This is a genomic window from Bacillus sp. ISL-55 (assembly GCF_018613155.1).
Taxonomy (GTDB): domain Bacteria; phylum Bacillota; class Bacilli; order Bacillales; family Cytobacillaceae; genus Mesobacillus.
In genome coordinates, this window is sequence record NZ_JAGGQU010000017.1 from 1 (window position 1) to 17198 (window position 17198).

17 protein-coding genes are annotated in these 17198 nt (G+C 43.0%); all 17 read left to right on the forward strand.

The genetic code is table 11. From position 1 onward, the window contains the following. The first annotated feature begins 141 nt into the window (after positions 1-141). The 17 genes from folE (at position 142) to J7E32_RS09380 (ending at position 17072) form a co-directional block, all read left to right on the forward strand. Entirely contained in the window at positions 142-708 is a 567-nt protein-coding gene (gene folE, locus J7E32_RS09300; RefSeq protein WP_214906671.1) for a GTP cyclohydrolase I FolE, read from the forward strand. A gap of 278 nt (positions 709-986) precedes the next feature. Continuing rightward, a complete protein-coding gene (gene mtrB / locus J7E32_RS09305; RefSeq protein WP_214906673.1) occupies positions 987-1223 on the forward strand; it encodes a trp RNA-binding attenuation protein MtrB in 237 nt (78 codons plus the stop codon). A 244-nt stretch (positions 1224-1467) separates the two neighbouring features. Then, positions 1468-2304, forward strand: coding sequence for a heptaprenyl diphosphate synthase component 1 (locus J7E32_RS09310; protein ID WP_353654033.1), 837 nt, complete (start codon positions 1468-1470; stop codon positions 2302-2304). Positions 2305-2308: 4 nt separating this feature from the next. Continuing rightward, on the forward strand, positions 2309-3010 hold the full coding sequence (locus J7E32_RS09315; protein WP_214906675.1) for a demethylmenaquinone methyltransferase: 702 nt from the start codon (positions 2309-2311) through the stop codon (positions 3008-3010). 387 nt (positions 3011-3397) lie between these two features. Then, the gene (gene hepT, locus J7E32_RS09320; protein WP_214906728.1) at positions 3398-4360 is read left to right on the forward strand and encodes a heptaprenyl diphosphate synthase component II; all 963 of its coding nucleotides are present in this window, start codon (positions 3398-3400) and stop codon (positions 4358-4360) included. Between the two features lie 91 nt (positions 4361-4451). Further along, entirely contained in the window at positions 4452-4898 is a 447-nt protein-coding gene (ndk, locus tag J7E32_RS09325; RefSeq protein ID WP_213368254.1) for a nucleoside-diphosphate kinase, read from the forward strand. A 530-nt stretch (positions 4899-5428) separates the two neighbouring features. Next, on the forward strand, positions 5429-6202 hold the full coding sequence (locus J7E32_RS09330) for a CheR family methyltransferase (RefSeq protein ID WP_214906729.1): 774 nt from the start codon (positions 5429-5431) through the stop codon (positions 6200-6202). A 244-nt stretch (positions 6203-6446) separates the two neighbouring features. After that, a complete protein-coding gene (gene aroC, locus J7E32_RS09335; protein WP_214906677.1) occupies positions 6447-7619 on the forward strand; it encodes a chorismate synthase in 1173 nt (390 codons plus the stop codon). A 2-nt stretch (positions 7620-7621) separates the two neighbouring features. Then, on the forward strand, positions 7622-8707 hold the full coding sequence (gene aroB / locus J7E32_RS09340; RefSeq protein ID WP_214906680.1) for a 3-dehydroquinate synthase: 1086 nt from the start codon (positions 7622-7624) through the stop codon (positions 8705-8707). Between the two features lies 1 nt (position 8708). Beyond that, on the forward strand, positions 8709-9065 hold the full coding sequence (aroH, locus tag J7E32_RS09345) for a chorismate mutase (RefSeq protein ID WP_214906682.1): 357 nt from the start codon (positions 8709-8711) through the stop codon (positions 9063-9065). Positions 9066-9169: 104 nt separating this feature from the next. Then, positions 9170-10273: a histidinol-phosphate transaminase gene (gene hisC, locus J7E32_RS09350; protein ID WP_214906684.1), complete on the forward strand. Its 1104-nt coding sequence runs from the start codon at positions 9170-9172 to the stop codon at positions 10271-10273. A 13-nt stretch (positions 10274-10286) separates the two neighbouring features. Further along, positions 10287-11393 carry a prephenate dehydrogenase gene (locus J7E32_RS09355; RefSeq protein ID WP_214906686.1) on the forward strand — a complete coding sequence of 369 codons (1107 nt, stop codon included), beginning with the start codon at positions 10287-10289 and terminating at the stop codon, positions 11391-11393. A 17-nt stretch (positions 11394-11410) separates the two neighbouring features. Then, the gene (aroA, locus tag J7E32_RS09360; protein WP_214906688.1) at positions 11411-12703 is read left to right on the forward strand and encodes a 3-phosphoshikimate 1-carboxyvinyltransferase; all 1293 of its coding nucleotides are present in this window, start codon (positions 11411-11413) and stop codon (positions 12701-12703) included. A 147-nt stretch (positions 12704-12850) separates the two neighbouring features. Continuing rightward, positions 12851-13756, forward strand: coding sequence for a hypothetical protein (locus J7E32_RS09365; RefSeq protein ID WP_214906690.1), 906 nt, complete (start codon positions 12851-12853; stop codon positions 13754-13756). Between the two features lie 84 nt (positions 13757-13840). Then, positions 13841-15106: a tetratricopeptide repeat protein gene (locus tag J7E32_RS09370; protein ID WP_214906692.1), complete on the forward strand. Its 1266-nt coding sequence runs from the start codon at positions 13841-13843 to the stop codon at positions 15104-15106. Between the two features lie 41 nt (positions 15107-15147). Continuing rightward, the gene (locus J7E32_RS09375; protein WP_041965657.1) at positions 15148-15702 is read left to right on the forward strand and encodes a ReoY family proteolytic degradation factor; all 555 of its coding nucleotides are present in this window, start codon (positions 15148-15150) and stop codon (positions 15700-15702) included. A gap of 914 nt (positions 15703-16616) precedes the next feature. Next, complete coding sequence (locus tag J7E32_RS09380) at positions 16617-17072, forward strand: YpiF family protein (protein WP_214906694.1); 456 nt, start codon at positions 16617-16619, stop codon at positions 17070-17072. Positions 17073-17198: the final 126 nt, after the last annotated feature.

The window sequence follows — 17198 nt, forward strand, 5'->3', positions numbered from 1 at the left end:
TCACCCCCTCCTACTCGATTCTGGAATATTAAGTTTTGCCTGCTGAGAATTGGTTATGCTAAGATGAAAATATTATAATCAATTAGTTGCTTAACTATGCAGGATTGTAATGAGATTGTCGGATCATAGGAGGAAACGCAGATGTCAAACGTCAATCGTGCCCAAATCGAAGAAGCGGTGCGTTTAATATTAGAGGCAGTCGGTGAAGACCCAAACAGGGAAGGTTTGCTGGATACTCCCAAGCGGGTCGCGAAGATGTATGAGGAAGTTTTTTCGGGATTGAACCAGGATCCTAAAGAATATTTTGAAACCATATTCGGAGAGGACCATGAGGAACTCGTCCTGGTTAAGGATATCCCATTCTATTCAATGTGTGAACACCACCTGGTACCTTTCTTCGGCAAGGCACATGTAGCATACATTCCACGCGGAGGCAAAGTTACAGGACTCAGCAAGCTTGCAAGAGCTGTGGAAGCAGTAGCGAAAAGACCTCAGTTACAGGAAAGGATCACTTCTACTATTGCTAATTCCATAATGGAAAAGCTTGATCCCCATGGTGTCATGGTAGTGGTAGAAGCGGAACATATGTGCATGACAATGAGAGGAGTCAAGAAACCAGGCTCGAAAACAGTTACATCTGCTGTAAGAGGAACTCTAGCAGAGGATGTAAACGCAAGAGCTGAAATTCTCTCATTGATAAAAAGCTAAAGAACTTTGGCAATAAAATCTTTCGTAAAGTACCATTCAAGTTTTCGAAGGCTGAAAGAAATTCTTTTAGCCTTTTGCTATATTATAAGGAAAGCGTAAGCGCCTTGGTCAGCCCCGACAAGCGCTGGAAGGACCGAAGCGACTCGAGGGGCTAGGCGCTGGAGCTCGACAATTTTCGAAGTGAAATATTATACTTTTTAATCACATGAAAAAACATATCTACAACTCAACGGGTACGCCCCGGGCTCGACATATTCTTTCCTGTAAGGGGGATAATAATGGATAAGAAACAAGGTGTTAATACGGACTATGTTGTCATCAAGGCTATTGAAGATGGTGTGAACGTGATTGGGCTTACTAGAGGAACAGACACTCGGTTCCACCACTCAGAGAAGCTTGATCAGGGAGAAGTTATGATTGCCCAGTTCACAGAACATACATCAGCCATTAAAATCAGGGGACATGCAAAAATTGTCACACCATTCGGTGAAATAGTGAGTGAGAAAAAGCAATAAATTCAAAAACCAACTATTTTGTTACAAAATCAAGCTCAATTCATCGCAAATAGTGTTTAATTTATAATATCTCGTTCATGTTTTCACTATTTGTGATATAATTGTCACTGCCTTGGAATGTTCGGTACAACTGCAAACTAGATATTTAGGCGCTTTTTTTATGTCTGTTTAGAGATGACCAGCTAACTGCATTTTGCTGGCTTTCCTTACTGCCGGCAATCCAACATAAATAAGGGGAACAAGGGTGATTTATTTGCTAGATTTACAAAACAAATTAGACGGCACCAGAGAGCTTCTTCTCGAAAAACTTTCACATCCTTATTTGCGGGAGCATGTAGAATCTCCTTTTATAGATGAAAACCGGCTTTTGTTGCTTACATACATGCTCGAACAGCAGGAAGTAGACCAGGATAGAGCAAAGAATTACACTGTGACCGCAATGCTCCTGCAAATTGCCCTTGATACCCATGAGCATGTACACAATTCACAACCAGGTGAAGAGGATGAAACCCATAAGCGCCGACAGTTGACAGTTCTAGCTGGGATTTATTTCAGCGGACTATATTACAAGCTGCTGGCTGATATGGAAGATATAGAAATGATCAAGCGATTGGCTTCAGGTGTAAAAGAAGTCAATGAGCATAAAATATCGCTGTATCAAAAAGAAACCGAAGCGATTGATAAATTAATGGAAAGTGTAAAATTAATCGAGTCGGCTCTTTTAGGCAAGGTTGCTGATCATTTTGATGCGGCAGAGTGGTTTGAATTCGCTTCTAATTGGCTTTTTGTCAAAAGGATGCTATCTGAAGAAACGAAGTTCATTAAAAATGGCAGTTCGCTGGTTTTCAATGCGTTGAAAAAAGTTGCTTTACCAAAAATAGACCAGAGCACAACTGAAATTTCTTCTGAACAGCAAAAATACCTTTTAACAATTTGCACACGATATATTGAATTTTCAATGACGAAGATTAATGGGGCGTTAAAGAAGCTGCCAGAGATGAACAGCTTGCTGATGGAACAGTTAGACCTGATCTCCGGGCAGCACCAGACCATGTCTAAAAATTTCGCGGAAGAAGGGTAATGCAATGCAGCAATCGAAAGAACAACGTGTTCATGGAGTCTTTGAAAAAATCTATGAAAATTATGACCAGATGAATTCTGTCATCAGTTTTCAGCAGCATATTAAATGGCGCAATGACACAATGAAGAAGATGAATGTCCCAAAAGGAGCCAAAGCACTTGATGTTTGCTGTGGTACCGCTGATTGGACAATTGCGCTTGCAGAAGCTGCTGGAAAAGATGGCGAAGTGGTGGGACTGGATTTCAGCAAAAATATGCTGAAGATTGGCGAAGAGAAATTGCAGGCCCGCAACTTGGAGCAGGCAGCGCTAATCCATGGTAACGCAATGGAGCTCCCTTTTGAGGATAATAGCTTTGACTATGTCACAATTGGTTTTGGATTGAGGAATGTCCCGGATTACAATAAGGTGCTTCGTGAAATGTACAGAGTCCTAAAGCCTGGCGGTATGGCAGTATGCCTGGAAACTTCCCAGCCTACAATGCCAGGTTTTAAACAGGCTTACAGAGTGTACTTCAGGTTTATCATGCCAATGTTCGGGAAACTGTTCGCGAAGAGCTATGACGAGTATTCCTGGCTCCAGGAATCTGCAAAGGATTTTCCAGGCATGAAAGAACTAGCGAAAATGTTCTCTGAGGCAGGGTTCGTAAACGTTGAATATAAACCGTATAGCGGTGGAGTAGCAGCCGTGCATATCGGCCGCAAATAAGAAAAGTGCTAGCTTACTGGTAAACCTTGATCGGCTTCTCCTGATATTCGAAGCCGTCTCTAGGTCGAAGGCTGGCAATGCGCTGGAGCTGGACCATTCTTTCAGGTGATTGTACATTCTGATACTATATTCAATAGGCAATGGCTGCCCTTTTCTTTTTCGCTCGGCAAGGAAGGTCAGCCTGTTTTAATTTAGTGTTGCCGCTTCGTTGCCGATTAACGGCGATCTGGATTTAGGTTGGTTCCAAAAGAAAGTAATCAATTAGCTGGGCAGGATGGAAAGCTCCAAGCATATAAGAAATCTCCTGATTGCATTGAGGCTGCGGGAATGGAAAATGCAGCAGTTAGATCAATGGATATCGAGGATGTAAAAGCTGGGTGGATAAATATGAAGATGAAGCTATTATATACATATTTGAATTCTGATTTGACATTGATTGAAAGAGAGCTGGAAGAAGCAATCCAGGCGGATTCCCAGCTGCTCAGACAGGCTAGTCTTCATTTGCTTAAGGCTGGCGGGAAACGGATCAGGCCCGTTTTTGTTCTCCTTGGCGGTAAATTCGGAAATTATGATATTGAAATCATCAAGGATGTCGCAGTCTCCCTGGAGCTTATCCATATGGCTTCCCTTGTACACGATGATGTCATCGACGATGCTGAATTGCGTAGAGGGCAGGCGACAATCAAAGCGAAATGGGATAACAGGATTGCGATGTATACCGGGGATTACATTTTTGCCAGGGCACTGGAGCTAATGACAGATATTGAAAATCCAAAAGCACACCAGATTCTCTCTGATACTATAGTCGAACTAAGTGTGGGGGAAATCGAACAAATAAAAGATAAATATAATTTCGATCAAAATCTGCGTAATTATTTACTGCGGATCAAGCGGAAGACGGCTCTTCTTATTGCCGCGAGCTGCCAGCTTGGTGCCGTGGTGGCCGGTGTTCCGGAGCAGGACCATCATAAATTGTATAAGTTTGGCTACTATGTCGGCATGTCCTTCCAGATTACTGATGATGTGCTGGATTTCACGGGTACAGAAAAGGAGCTTGGAAAGCCGGCTGGCGGAGATCTTCTCCAGGGAAATATAACTCTCCCAGTTCTGTATGCAATGCAGGATGAGTATATTAAAAGCCGGATCAGGACTGTGCATGAAGGTATGCAAAGAGAAGAACTAAATGAAATCCTGAAGCTCGTACAGGAGTCAGGAGCGATTGAAAAGTCACTGGCGATCAGTGACCGCTATCTGGATAAAGCTCTTGAAATCCTTGAAGAGCTCCCATCTAATAAAGCAAAGAAGTCATTGCGGGACATTGCCAAATTCATTGGAAAACGCAAGTATTAGCAAGTTGCGAATTTTTCAAAAAAATGATACTATTTCTAAGGATTGCTTTTGTAAGCGGTTCACATACATATAAGAAATAGGAGTGGAACTCATGGAAAAGACTTATTTGATGGTCAAGCCTGACGGAGTACAACGCAACCTGATCGGTGAAGTTGTAGCTCGTTTCGAAAAGAAAGGCTTCCAGCTAGTTGGCGCAAAACTTATGAACATCCCAAGAGAACTTGCTGAAGAGCATTATGGCGAACATAAAGAGCGTCCATTCTTCGGTGAATTGGTAGACTTCATCACTTCAGGACCAGTATTTGCTATGGTATGGCAGGGCGAGAATGTAATTGCTACTGCACGCCAGATGATGGGTGCTACTAACCCTAAAGATGCAGCTCCAGGAACAATCCGCGGTGAATACGGCGTGACTGTTGGCAAGAACGTCATTCACGGATCTGACTCACCAGAAAGCGCTGAGCGTGAAATCGGACTATTCTTCAAACAAGAAGAACTGGCTGAATACAGCAAATTAATCAACGAGTGGGTTTACTAAGAAAGCGTAAGCGGCTAGGCGCTGGACCTGGACAAAGAAAAGCGTAAGCGGCTTATCTTTTAAATAAACTCCGGACACTTGTGAAAAGCAAGTGTCCTTTTTCTTTTGGCTTTGTTAGAGCTAAATGTTGTTTTTAACTCCTGTTGATTGTAGTGGAAGGCGCGAAGACTCCTCCAAAAATGCTTACGCATTTCCATCGTGCGTGGGAAGGTTCGAGGAAGCTCTTCAAAGTCCTGCGGGATGAGCAAGTCACGGGAGACCCCACAGGCGCTTGAAGCGCCGAGGAGGCTCCCGGACTGCAAGGAAGAATTTGATCTTTGAAAAATCCGGCATTAGGGATTTTTCATAATTCTTCCCCGCGGAAAGCGAAGCGCCTGGAACGAAAATCAACAGACCTTTTTAACTAAGCCATTCTTTTAAAGATGACAGGCGAGCTTTTTAGAGATGTAAAAAAATATATCACCCAAAATCCTATTTTTCGATATAATGAAAATGTCCAACTTTTTCTAGTAAAAATAAGGAGCAAAATGATGCCTCAAGACTACGAACACTTTATCTCGAGAATCCACCAAAAGACAGGTATAAACCTTGCTCTATACAAAGAAGCCCAGATGAAAAGAAGGCTGACTTCACTCTATCAAAAGAAAGGCTATTCATCTTTCAAGGAATTCTTTCAGGTACTTGATAAAGACGAGCAGCTCATGAATGAATTTCTGGATCGGATGACAATCAATGTATCCGAGTTTTATAGAAACGCAAAGAGGTGGGAAGTCCTCGATCAATCGATAGTTCCTGAGTTGTTAAGCAGAAATCCGAACCCGAAAATCTGGAGTGCAGCTTGTTCCACTGGGGAAGAGCCTTATACATTGGCAATGGTGCTTTCAAAACATATGCCATTATCGAGAATCCAGATCCTGGCGACTGATATTGATGACAACGTCCTGGCTAAAGCAAGGCGAGGAGTTTATGCAGAAAGATCGCTGAATGAAGCCCCTCGGGAAATGGTTGAAAAATTTTTCCGGCAGGATGGTTCCTATTATACGGTGGAAGATGCCATTAAGAAGACGGTTACGTTTAAAAAGCAAAATTTGCTTGCCGATCGTTTCGGTGGTCCGTTTGACCTGATTGTCTGCCGAAATGTCCTCATTTATTTTACCGAAGAGGCCAAGGAAAGCATTTACCATAAATTCAGCCAGGCATTAAGGCCGGGAGGGATTCTGTTTGTTGGAAGCACTGAACAGATCTTCAATCCAGGTACATATGATTTTGAAACTGCAGAAACTTTCTTTTACAGGAAGAAATAAATGGAGGAGCCGGGATTCCGTGCTCCTTCTTGCTTTTTTTCCCGAAAGTAGGGGATTCAATTTCTGCAGGCAAAGTTTAAGGCTTGAGTAACGGAAGATTGTTTTTGCGAGTCAACATGCTTCATGATAAAATGACTTCATTCTTGAAAAGGAATGATACATATTTCGAAATTTTTAATTTATTTCTGTTGAACTGTATGATATAGTAAAACAAATCCTTTAGCGAGTTGAAGGGAGAAAGTATATGAGATATTTAACAGCGGGAGAATCACATGGACCGCAGCTAACAACCATTATTGAGGGGATGCCAGCAGGCATGCCGCTAGTAGCAGAAGATATAAACATGGAGCTGGCGCGCCGGCAGAAAGGCTATGGCCGCGGAAGAAGGATGCAAATCGAAAAGGATCAGGTGCAGATCACCTCAGGAATTCGGCACGGAAAGACATTAGGTTCGCCGATAGCTTTGGTTGTTGAAAATAATGATTGGAAGCATTGGACCGGGATTATGGGTCAGGAACCGCTTGATGACCAATCCGCTGATGAAGTGAAAAGGGTCATTTCCCGTCCCCGTCCTGGTCATGCAGACTTAAATGGCGCGATTAAATATGGACATCGAGATATGAGAAATGTTCTTGAACGTTCATCTGCCCGAGAAACGACAGTCAGAGTCGCAGCAGGTGCTGCCGCAAAGAAACTGCTGTCACTGCTGGGTATCGAGTTAGTTGCTCATGTGGTTGAAATAGGCGGAGTAAAAGCAGAAAAGCAAGACTTCACATCACTCGAACAGCTTAAAGAAACAACAGAAGCTTCTCCAGTCAGATGCTTCGATTCAGATGCAGCAGCGAAAATGATGGCAGCAATTGATGACGCTAAGCAAAATGGAGACTCTATTGGCGGTGTTGTCGAGGTGATTGCAGAGGGAATGCCTGCTGGAGTGGGCAGCTATGTACATTATGACCGCAAGCTTGATGGGAAGCTTGCTGGTGCCATTATGAGCATCAATGCTTTCAAGGGAGTTGAGATTGGGATCGGTTTCGAAGCTGCCAGCAGGCCTGGCAGCCAGGTCCATGATGAGATAGCCTGGGAAGAGGAACGCGGATACTATCGGAAAACGAACCGGCTAGGGGGTCTTGAAGGCGGGATGACAACGGGTATGCCAATTGTTGTCCGAGGGGTAATGAAACCAATCCCGACTCTTTACAAGCCATTGATGAGTGTCGATATCGAGTCAAAGGAACCTTTTGCCGCGAGCATTGAACGCTCTGATGCATGTGCTGTCCCTGCAGCAGCAGTGGTTGCCGAAAGCGTTGTTGCCTGGGAGCTTGCTTCTGCTATCGTCGATCAATTTTATGCCGACAGATTTGACACACTGAAAGCATCGATTGAGGAGCAAAGAAGGACTGCGAGGGATTTTTAAAGATGCAGCAAGTGAATATCCATACAAGCACAAAATCCTATCCAGTACTCATCGGAAAAGGTGCTATACGGCAATTAAGCGATATTATTCAAGGCACTGAAGACAGTTACACATCTATCTTGGTCATTACAGATGAAACTGTGGCAAAGCATCATCTTGATTCATTTTATGAACGTACTGCTCTGGAAGGGATTTTTGAGAAGATTGTCCCATCAGGAGAACATGCGAAAACTTTCGATGTATATAAAGACTGCCTTTCTTCAGCGCTTGAAAATAAACTTGACAGGAAATCGCTGATTATCTCCTTCGGTGGAGGGGCAGTAGGAGATTTAGCAGGATTTGTCGCCGCTACCTATATGAGAGGGATTCGTTTCATACAAGTCCCGACCACTATACTTGCCCATGACAGTGCGGTTGGAGGGAAAGTAGCGGTCAACCATCCATTAGGCAAGAACATGATTGGAGCATTTCATCAACCTGAAGCGGTCATTTATGACATAGATTTTCTCCAGACACTTCCTGAACATGAAGTCCGATCTGGCTTTGCTGAAGTAATCAAGCACTCGTTGATAAGTGATGAAAACTTCTATTGCTGGCTTAGAGAAGAAATTCAGACTTTGGATAAAATAAATGACTCACAGTTGCTTGAGTTTTTGACAAAAGGAATTCAAGTGAAAGGTTCTGTTATTGCAGAGGATGAAAGAGAAACCGGAATCCGTGCTTTTTTGAATTTTGGGCACACTCTTGGCCACGCAATTGAAGCCGAAGCAGGATATGGTAAGGTGACTCATGGAGAGGCTGTAGCCATTGGCATGCTATTTGCCCTTCAATTAAGCACACAATTGCTTGGGCTTGATTTTAATATAGAAGCATTCAAAATCTGGCTTAAGGATCTTGGATACGAAACTTCGATCCCAGCCGGCCTTTCTCATGTGCAGCTGATCGAGAGAATGAAACAGGATAAAAAAGCTGTAAATAATTCAATTCGTTTCGTTTTACTAGAGAGAATTGGAGTTCCTGCACTCATTGAAATAGAGGAAAAAGTATTGATGATGAACCTGAAGAAGTTTGTAGAAAAGGGGGAGTAAGATGATTAGGGGAGTAAGAGGAGCTATTACAGTAAACGAGAATGATGAGCAGGAAATCATTTCTGCGACTGAAAGGCTTTTAAAAGAAGCTATCGTTTCTAATAATATCGCTCCGGATGAAGTTGCTTCAATCTTCATTTCAGCAACCGATGATGTTGATACAGCCTTTCCGGCAAGGGCCTTAAGGAATTTGGCAGGCTGGACCTATGTTCCAGTTATGTGCATGCAAGAATTATCCGTCCCCGGCTCGCTACAGAAGTGTATCAGAATCATGATCCATTTCAACACTGAAATAACACAGGAAGAGGTCAAGCACATTTATCTTGAGGGTGCTTCTGGACTTAGACCTGATCTGTAATTTTATACTTTTTTCTGAGCGTCAAACAGTGTATGATAAATATATGTTCTTTATCGCTTTAATTAGATAGAGTATTAAAGAGTAGAATAGTCGAGGTGGATAAGATGAGATGGAAAGAGCAGCTTTTAAAGCTAAAACCATACCAGCCTGGTAAATCTATTTCAGAAGTGAAAAGGCAGTATGGTTTATCAGAGATTGTTAAATTGGCTTCAAATGAGAATCCGTTTGGATCTTCGGAAAAAGTAAAGAACGAAATCAGGGACTATGCTGGCAAATTCTCAATATATCCAGATGGATATGCGACAGAACTTCGTACCCATCTGGCAGACCATCTGGGGGTAAAAGAAGGGGAGATCATTCTTGGCAACGGATCAGATGAAATTATCCAGATGATTGCCAGGGGTCTGCTCACACCTGGGACGAAAACTGTGATGGCTGCACCAACTTTTCCTCAGTATAGACACAATGGTATTATCGAGGGCTGTGAAATAATAGAAATCCCATTGATAGATGGCGCACATGATCTGGATAGGATGGCTGCTGCTATTGATGATCGGACCACAGTTGTCTGGCTGTGCTCTCCGAATAATCCAACAGGGGTTTATATAACCGAAGAACAGTTGACAGCGTTTATGGCACGTGTGCCAAGTCATGTGCTTGTCGTACTGGATGAAGCCTATTTCGAATATGTGACCGCGGAAGATTTTCATGATTCTTTGAGATTGCTTAGGCAATACCAAAACTTAATTATCCTAAGAACTTTTTCAAAAATATATGGGCTTGCCAGCTTCAGGGTTGGTTATGGAGTTGCCCATGTGGACACTATTTCAGCACTTGAGCCTGTCAGGGAGCCATTCAATGTAAACTCATTGGCACAAGCTGCCGCCATTGCAGCACTTGAAGACCAGGATTTTGTTGAAAAATGCAAAAGAGAAAACCAAACTGGTTTAGAGCAATTTTACCAATTTTGTGATGGTGCTGGATTGAGTTATTATCCGTCACAGGGGAATTTCATCTTGATTGATTTTAAAAGGGACGGTCAGGAGGTATTTCAATTCCTGCTTGAAAGAGGTTATATCGTCCGTTCCGGTACAGCGCTCGGATTCCCTACTTGTGTAAGGATTACAATTGGCTCAAAGGAGCAAAACCTGGGTGTAATTGAGATCATTAAAGAATTTTTGAATGTTGATACTGTAATATCTAAATAAGGGTGTGGAACTTATGGAAGGCCGCGTATTGATCATTGGTCTTGGTTTAATTGGCGGCTCTCTGGCGATGTGTATTAAATCTCAGCATCCTGGGGCAGAGCTCATCGGCTTTGATGCTGATGGAGATCAAATGGACCTGGCCATGATGCTGGGTGTCATTGATCGGGCAGCTGGAAGTATTGAAATGGAAGCTCCGAAGGCGGATTTAATCATTATAGCGACTCCGGTATTAACCACCGGAAGCGTCATTGAATCATTAGCTTCATTGAAACTGAAAGAGGAAGTCATTGTTACCGACACAGGCAGTACGAAGGGGTCCACTGCAATGAAAGCATCCTGCTTGAGAGAAAAAGGAGTTGCATTCATTGGCGGGCATCCAATGGCTGGGTCTCATAAAAGTGGTGTAGCTGCAGCGAAGAAAATCCTGTTTGAAAATGCATTCTATCTTCTGACAGCAGATACAATGATCAGAAAAGAAACGGTGGACCGACTAAAAGCATGGCTTGCTGGAACGAGGGCCAAATTCCTCGATGTGTCTCCTGAAGAGCATGATTATCTTACAGGTGTGGTCAGCCATTTCCCGCATATCATAGCTGCTTCCCTTGTTCACCAGGCATCAAGGGCGGAGGACGGGAATCCCCTCATCAACCGCCTGGCGGCTGGCGGTTTCAGGGATATCACACGAATCGCTTCAAGCAGTCCGCGGATGTGGAGAGATATTCTTCTTCAGAACCGTGATGTCCTTATCTCTCTGTTAACTGACTGGCAGGGTGAAATGGGGCGCGTAAAAGAATTATTGGTTACTAATGATAGTGATAGCATCTATGAATTCTTTGAATCAGCAAAAACATACCGGGATGGTCTTCCTGTAAGCGACAAAGGAGCTATTCCTAGTTTTTATGACCTTTTCGTAGATGTTCCTGACTATCCAGGGGTGATTTCTGAAATCACAGGGTACCTGGCTGTTGAAAATATCAGTATCACAAATATAAGAATCATAGAAACTCGTGAAGATATATATGGCGTCCTGGTGATCAGCTTCCAGACACCTGAGGACCGTGCCAGGGCCAAGGAATGCATCGAAAAAAATACAGACTATGATATGTCTCTTGGAAAGTAGACTGAAGGAGCAGAAATATGTCCGTAAAAACACTTTTGACAAATAGAACCACATTGGAAGGTCAGGTTAAAGTACCTGGCGATAAATCAATATCGCACAGAGCAGTCATGTTCGGCTCCATTGCCAATGGAATAACCCGTATCGAAAACTTCCTGCCAGGAGAGGACTGTTTAAGCACGATTTCCTGCTTCCGCCAGCTTGGTGTTGATATTGTCCGGGATGGGAGCAATGTAACGGTAACCGGAAAAGGTGCGGACGGGTTGAATCAGCCTGAGAATAAACTGTACGTTGGAAATTCCGGAACAACCATCAGGCTGATGATGGGAATCCTTTCGGGATTGCCATTCACCTCAACCCTTGAAGGTGATGAATCCATTGCCAGAAGGCCGATGACTAGAGTGACCCTTCCTCTCGGCAAAATGGGTGCAAGTATTATGGGAAGGAATAATGGCGAATTCACTCCGCTGACGGTGCAAGGCCAAAAACTGCACGGAATTACATATGAACTGCCTGTTGCAAGCGCACAGGTGAAGTCGGCGATCCTCCTTGCCGGATTGCAGGCTGAAGGTGAGACAATCGTTATTGAGCCAGTGAAAACAAGGGATCATACAGAGCGCATGATCAATCAGTTTGACGGCAATGTAGAACGTGATGGCGATGCTGTAAAGGTAACTGGCGGACAAATGCTGAAGGGAACACATATAAATGTACCTGGTGACATTTCATCTGCTGCCTTTTTTCTTGTGGCTGCCGCAATCGTTCCCGGGAGTGACATTATACTCCGGAATGTCGGTTTAAACCCGACAAGAACGGGAATAGTCGATGTGCTTAGCGCAATGGGAGCAGATTTCATTATTGAACCATACGAAAGTGAAGCAGCTGAACCTGCTGGGGATATTAGAATTAAATATTCTAAGCTGAATAGTACAATTGTAGAAGGTGATCTGATTCCTAGATTAATCGATGAAATCCCGGTCATTGCTTTGCTGGCAACGCAAGCAGAGGGAACTACGATCATTAAGGATGCAGGGGAATTAAAGGTAAAGGAAACAAATCGAATTGATACTGTTGTGAATGAACTCAAGAAACTTGGAGCCAACATCGAGGCTACGGATGATGGAATGGTTATACATGGGAAACAAAGCCTCGAAGGAGGAACTGTATCAGCACATGGCGACCACCGGATTGGAATGATGCTGTCCATCGCTGCCCTGCTTTGCAAAAGGGATGTCACACTTGAACAAAGCGAAGCGATTGCTGTTTCTTACCCTGGTTTTTTTGATGACTTGTATTCGCTGGTAAAAAAATAAATTAAGTATTGCTTTGAAGGCCAACCATGATAAATGGATGGCCTTCTGTCTATTAATAATGTTGCCTACGCTATAAAAAGGACTGCTGTCGTTATATTCTCGGAATTTCTGCATAGTTTGTCATAAGACTGATAAAGGAGTGGTTTTATGGCTTACATTATAGATAATGTCCATCTCTTGAAGGGACAAGCTTTCACTGATACAAGTTTGCTGGTGGAGGACCAAAGAATCATATCGACAACATCCAAATTTGAACGATATAACTACATGAGGATGGACGCTGACAACTATATAATGACCCCAACCCATGTCCTCTTTGATACGAACCTCCCTATAAAAGAATCTTTTAAAGAGAGAAAAGAATATTACCTGAATAATTTCATTCTAAAGGGCAGCACCGTTGTATTCACAGCAGTAAAGATCCAATTTGAACGGCAGCTCGTAGAAAAGCTTAAGCAGGCGAAAAGTGATTTGTTAGATAGCCCTATCGATTTTGTTCTGGGCGTCAGCATTCCGCCCCGGTTGCTGAATCCCGGATTCATCCGGAAGTGTAAGAAGATGAAAGTCCCAGCGATTTTTCTGGAGATTGACGAGATGAACACTCTGGATACGATGCCATGGGGATGGATCAAGGAAGCGCTGTTTCCTTATAACTGTCCAATCATTCCAATCTTTCCTGAAAGCAAGCATAAAAAAGGGAGGCAGCTGCAGCTCAATGTCTGGAACGAATTGATGAAAAAAGAGAAGGTTCCTGCTGTGTATGAAGATTTAGCGAATCCAGGCCCTGTGTCGAGGTCGATTTTAAAGAAGACCGGAATCTTCCCGGAAAAATCAAATCTGCATAATGGCGGAGAACTCAGCTATAATCTCTATACCAGAAGCCCCGAAACAAAATACCGTGATGAGCACGGGTTATTTTTTCAATCGAAGCATCTGGCGGTGACTGTGGACAAGGGCAAGGTCATTCGTGCGGGTGCCGAGGTTTATTATCGGCCAGGAAAGGGAGAGAATGTTATAATTAGGACACCAGGATTTTTTACAGACAATTACTAATAACTCTTCAGGCATTGCTGGTTTGACAGCTGTATGTAAACTGTCAAATATAGATTAGCCTAAGGTAAGGATAGGATGATAGAGATGGTCGCAGTAGAAGAAATTACAAATTATATCGAAAATGGACAGCTTGAAAAAGCAATGGCTGCTTATCAAAGAATTCTCGAAAATGGCAGCGACGAAGAAAAATTCCTGCTCTCTGAGGAGTTTTTCCGCTTTGGTTTCATGGAAGAAACGGAGGCATTAATCGAGAGTTTATTGAAGAATTATCCGAATGAAGGCGAACTCCATGTTTTGCTCGCTGAAACCCGGATCGAGATGGGCAAAGAGGAAGAGGCAATGCTTTCGCTTGAAAAAGTTGACGAAGAAGACCCTTCTTTTCCTCAGGCACTGCTTCTATTGGCTGACTTGTATCAGATGGAAGGTCTGTTTGAAGTGAGTGAAAAAAAGCTGCTTCAAGCTAAAAAGCTTTTACCGGATGAGCCTGTCATCGATTTTGCTCTTGGTGAGCTGTACGCTTCCCAGGGAAAACTTGTTGAAGCAATCCAGTATTACGAAACGGTTCTTAAGTCACATGAAGAGATTGGCGGAGTGAACATTAACCAGCGAATGGCCGAAGCGTTAAGTGCAGGCGGATCGTTTGAGGAAGCACTCCGATTTTACGAAGTAGCACTTGAGCAAAAACTGGAAATTAATACATTGTTCGGCTTTGCTTTTACAGCCTTGCAGGCAGGCTATAATAAAACAGCAATCGATAAGTTTGAGGAACTAAAAGCTCTTGACCCTGAATACCACTCCCTTTACCTCTATCTTGCCAAAGCTTATGAGCGGGAAGAACTAGTCGAAGAGGCATTCGATGCAGTGAAGCAGGGAATCGAGCAGGATGAGTTCAATAAGGATTTATACTTTTATGGCGGGAAAATAGCACTCAAAATTCCCGATGAAGAAGCTGCCGAAAAATTGCTTCGTGAAGCAATCGCTCTTGATCCAGGATTCATGGAAGGAGTCCTTGTCCTGAACAAACTTCTGCTCAAGCAGGAACGCTATGAAGATGTACTTGAGCTAGTGCGGGCAGCTGACATCCACGAAGAAGAAGAAGAACCACAAATTCTTTGGGACGAGGCAGTTGCTTACCAGCAAATTGAAGATTTTTCACAGTCATTAAACAAATACCAACTCGCATATACTTTCTTTAAAGACAACAAAGAATTTTTGACAGACTATGGTTATTTTTTAATTGAAGAAGGAAAAATGGCCGACGCCGCCGAAATTTTTAGTAAGCTAGTTGAAAAAGAACCTGGCAATGAAGAATACCGTGAATTGTTAGAACGCATGACGGAGAATCAGTAACCTAACAAAAAATTTGAGTTATGCAGAGGAGGGATTCAAAAATGACAACCCCTGTATCTGTCAACGAGAAAAAGGATTTTATCCGCTGGTTTTTAAACCATTACCAGCTTAAAAGGCGGGAATGCGTTTGGATCCTTAACTACTTGATGAGCCATGACCAGCTGATGGAAAAAGTGCACTTTGTGGAAAATGCACAATATTGTCCAAGGGGATTAGTGATGTCGACCCATTGCGTGGATGAAGTACCTTTCCGGTTCTTCAAAGAAAACGTGATGACGACAGATGCTGAAAAGTCTTTCCACGACATTCGCTTGAACAGGGAAGAAGAAATTTACATCCAATTGAATTTCCACGCTTCAAACAAAGCCCACCAGTTTGCGGCCGTCCTGGAAGAAAACCCTTATGTTCCAGGCCAGCTCCAAATCAGTGAAAGTGACAAGATGGTAGCAGAGAGATTCCTTGAAGAGAGCATTCAAAAATTCCAAAAAGACAAACTGCTTACCATGATTGATGAAGCACTGGACAGCCAGGACCAGGAAGCCTTCGAACATCTCACAGAACAATTAAAAAGATTGGGCGCAGTCAATTCGTTATAGCTTGCTTTTGATAGCAGGCTTTTTATTTTGCCTGTTATTAGCACTTGTGTCGCTGATTTGAGCAAAATTATGCTCTTTTGGACAAGGACAGTACGGGCTGGCGAAAAGGATTGAAACCATGCTTCGGACAAAGCAAGAGTGAAGATCCGTCGAAATGTCCGAACTTGATCCTACTTCAGACAAAACTCAAGGGAAGGTCCGTTGAAATGGTCGAACCTTATGCAACTTCGGACAAAACTCAAGCGAAGGTCTATTGAAATGGTCGAACTTGATCCTACTTCGAACAAAACTGAAGGGAAAGTTCGTTGAAATGGTCGAACCTTATGCAACTTCAGACAAAACTCAAAGGAAGGTCCATTGAAATGTCCGAACCAGGTCCTACTTCAGACAAAACTGAAGGGAAGGTCCATTGAAATGGTTGAACCTGAACCTACTTCGGACAAAACTCAAAGGAAGGTCTGTTGAAATGGTCGAACCTGAACCTACTTCGGACAAAACTCAAGGGAAGGTCTGTTGAAATGGTCAAACTTGATTCTACTTCGGACAAAACTCAAGAGAAGGTCCGTTGAAATGGTCGAACCTGAACCTACTTCGGACAAAACTCAAAGGAAGATCCGTTGAAATGTTCGAACCCGGTCCTGCTTCGGACAAAGTTACAAGGAAGAATCGCAGAAGTGTCTGAACTTGCCCTCACTTCGGCCAAAACCACCAGGGAGTGACCATTGAAATGTCCGAACCAACCCTTACTCAGGATAAAACGCAATGGAGCGGCCCGGAAAAGTCCAAACCTGACAAACCATTCGAAAACGCTTATTAATCGTGATATTATAGGTAAGGATTGAATGGCGGGCTTTCAGTCGTAGAGTATCCTATGTTAAATGACCGGGGCCTAATAGAATGATGGAGTTGGTTTTATGAGATGGGTATCAGCAGATGTAGAGATGTACCAGAATGCAGCAGAATATGTAGACACGGCCATCGTGTCGCTATTGCCAGTTTCTTTTGGTGAAAATATGAAACAAAATGCTTCGATGGCGGAATTTATTTCAATACTTACATCGCAACTGGAGAAGCAGTTTCGGGGCCGAATCTTCCTTTTGCCCGATTTTGTATACATAAAGGAAAATGAGGGAAGCTTGAATGCATTAAAGGATTGGGAGAACACTCTTTTGGACAAGCAATTCAAACATATTTTTTATGTGACTTCCGACAGCCGCTGGAGGCAGCAGGAAAAAGAATTGAGTGGAAACGTTCTGTGGCTGCCGTCCTTGTCTCTGGAGCATATGCAGGAGCAGCAAAAAGTTGCCATAGTGGGTGATCAGGTAAAGCAATTATTATCTTTGTTTACAGAGAAATGGGAAGAAGAATAATTCAGTGTTATTTTTATCACTGAGAAAAATGTTTTCAACATAGTATTATATTGATTTTGTAATCAGATTGATATATCATGGTTATGTCCTAGTTTTAAAATGTGTTTAAATTATGTCCGTTGGGGA